The 2779-nt window shown below is 53.9% G+C and carries 1 protein-coding gene; it reads left to right on the forward strand.

The window, feature by feature from the left end; genetic code table 11:
- Window positions 1-2779 (forward strand): amino acid adenylation domain-containing protein (locus NLX74_RS25405; protein ID WP_254330920.1); only part of this gene is annotated, 2779 nt, incomplete at both ends.

Raw genomic sequence — 2779 nt, forward strand, 5'->3', positions numbered from 1 at the left:
GAAGCAGAAACCATGCTGCCGCCGATCAACGAGCCAAATGATCTGATGTATGTCATCTATACGTCGGGAACGACGGGGCAGCCGAAGGGGGTTATGATTGAGCACAGAAATGTATTGAATCTTGTTAACAGTTTGGATATCCACATCTATCAAAAGTATCCAAATCCCCTTCGGATTTCCATAGTATCTCCATTTATATTCGATGCTTCCGTTCAGCAAATCTTTGCGGCACTGTTACTGGGACACGCACTTTATATCGTGCCGGAAGACGCAAGATTGCAAGGGGATCTTTTGCTTAATTATTATAGTAGCAACTATATTGACATATCGGACGGAACACCATTGCATCTTGCAATGATGCTTGAGGCCGCAGATTCGGAATTTGGCTGCAAGCTGCAATTGAAACAATTCATCATTGGCGGTGAGGTGCTGCCGGATAAGATCGTACGACGCTTTATGGCTAAATATACTTGGGAGAAGCCTCTAATTAGCAATGTATATGGTCCTACCGAATGTTGCGTGGATTCTACAATCTGTCATGTGACTTCCAACGATTTGAATCAGATGACCTTCATACCGATCGGCTCTCCCATGCATAATATCCAGACTTATATTCTGGACAAACAATTCCATCCAGTACCTATTGGAGTTCCTGGAGAGTTGTGCATCGCCGGTATCGGGTTGGCGCGAGGCTACTTAAACCGTCCGGAACTAACGGCGGAGAAATTCGTGTCCAATCCGTTTGAACCCGGAGAGCGGATGTACCGGACCGGAGATTTGGCGCGCTGGCTGCCAGACGGGAATATCGAGTACCTGGGCCGGATCGACCACCAGGTGAAGATCCGCGGCTATCGGATCGAGTGCGGGGAAGTGGAAGCGCGGCTTTTGGAACACGAAGCGGTGCGGGAAGCCGTGGTCGCGGCGAAGCATGACGAAAGGGAACAGGCTTACCTGTGTGCGTATTACGTTAGCGGCGAAGCCCGGTCTGTCACCGAACTGCGGGCCCATCTGGCCGCGTTGTTGCCAGAGTACATGATCCCGGCATATTTTGTGCATCTGCACCAGATGCCGCTCACCCCTAACGGTAAGATCGACCGTAACGCCTTGCCGGAACCGGACAGGCAGGTGGCCGAGGCGGGATACGAGGCGCCGCGAAGCGACATCGAATCCCGGTTGGCCGAGATCTGGCAGGGCGTGCTGAGCGTCGAGCGCATCGGCATCCATGACCATTTCTTTGCGCTGGGCGGCGATTCCATTAAAGCGATTCAAGTGGCTTCCCGGCTGCGTACGTACGATCTTCAGCTGGAGATCCGGGATTTGCTCCGCTATCCGACGATCCATGACCTTGCGCCTCATGTGCAATCCGTAGGGCGTCACGCGGACCAAGGACTGGTGGCAGGGGACGTGCCGCTTCTACCCGTTCAGCGCTGGTTCTTTGCACAGCAGATGGCGCATCCGCACCAGTTCAACCAATCGGTGATGCTTTATCGGAAAGAGGGATTCGATGAAGCGATCGTGCAGCGCGTGTTCGATCGGATGGTGCAGCACCATGATGCGCTTCGCATGCACTTTTCCGTGAGCGAATCGGGCATCGTGCAACGGAACCGAGGGATGGAAGGTGCTCTGCTGAGCCTGCAAGCGTTTGATTGTACCGGCGAACCGGAACCCGCTGTACGGATCGCCGAGCATGCCAGACACGTGCAGCACGGGATTCAGTTCGAAGAAGGACCGCTGGTTGCGCTCGGTCTGTTTCATACACAAGAAGGAGACCATCTCTTGATCGTGATTCACCATTTGGTCGTGGACGGCATCTCCTGGCGGATTTTGCTGGAGGATTTGAATACCGGATACCAACAGGCGTTGAGAGGGGAAGAGATCCGTTTTCCGAGGAAGACAGATTCGCTTCAAACCTGGGGACAAGGCTTATTAGAATATGCTAACAGCCCGGCTCTGCTGAGCGAAACGGCATACTGGACTCAGGTGGAACAGATGCCGGCAGCCCTACTACCGCAGGATTCCGATCTGATGGATCCACAACAGGAGGAACGCACTCCCGTCGTGATGTCGCTGTCCACCGAAGACACCACGAAGCTGCTGCATCGCGCGAACCAAGCCTACCATACGGAAATCGACGATCTCTTGCTGACGGGATTAGGTCTGGCTTTGAACGCGTGGACGAACGAGGAGCATTTTCTCATTCAGATGGAAGGCCACGGCCGGGAATCGATTGGAACCGGTTGGGATATTCAGCGTACCGTCGGGTGGTTTACTTCGCTGTATCCGATCGTCCTGAACATGCACGGCTCGGAGAGCCTCTCGCACGCCATTAAATCCGTAAAAGAGTCGTTGCGAGGCATACCGAATAAAGGATTCGGATATGGGGTGCTGAAGTATCTGACGGCGGCGGAGCATAAGTCGAATCTAGGATTTGACGCCCATCCGGACATTGTCTACAACTATCTCGGACAGTTTGACCAAGACGTTGCAACCGAAACCTTTGAAAGCTCGCCGCTGGGAACGGGATCGGAAGAGCAGGCGTCGTCCCATAAGCTGGCCTTGAACGGCCTAATCGCCGGCGGCCAGTTGACGTTCGTATGCAGCTATGACTCGTCGTGTTATCGGCTAGAGACGATCGAGCGCTTCATGGCCGACTTCTTTGCGCACCTTCAAACGATCATCGCCCATTGCGCAGCTAAAGAGCGGCCAGAACTGACGCCAAGCGACTGCAGCTCCAAAGGAATCGAACTCGCGGAGGTAGAGGCCCTGAATCAGGCTTTCG

The sequence above is a fragment of the Paenibacillus sp. MZ03-122A genome (assembly GCF_024213325.1).
GTDB lineage: Bacteria > Bacillota > Bacilli > Paenibacillales > Paenibacillaceae > Paenibacillus > Paenibacillus polymyxa_B.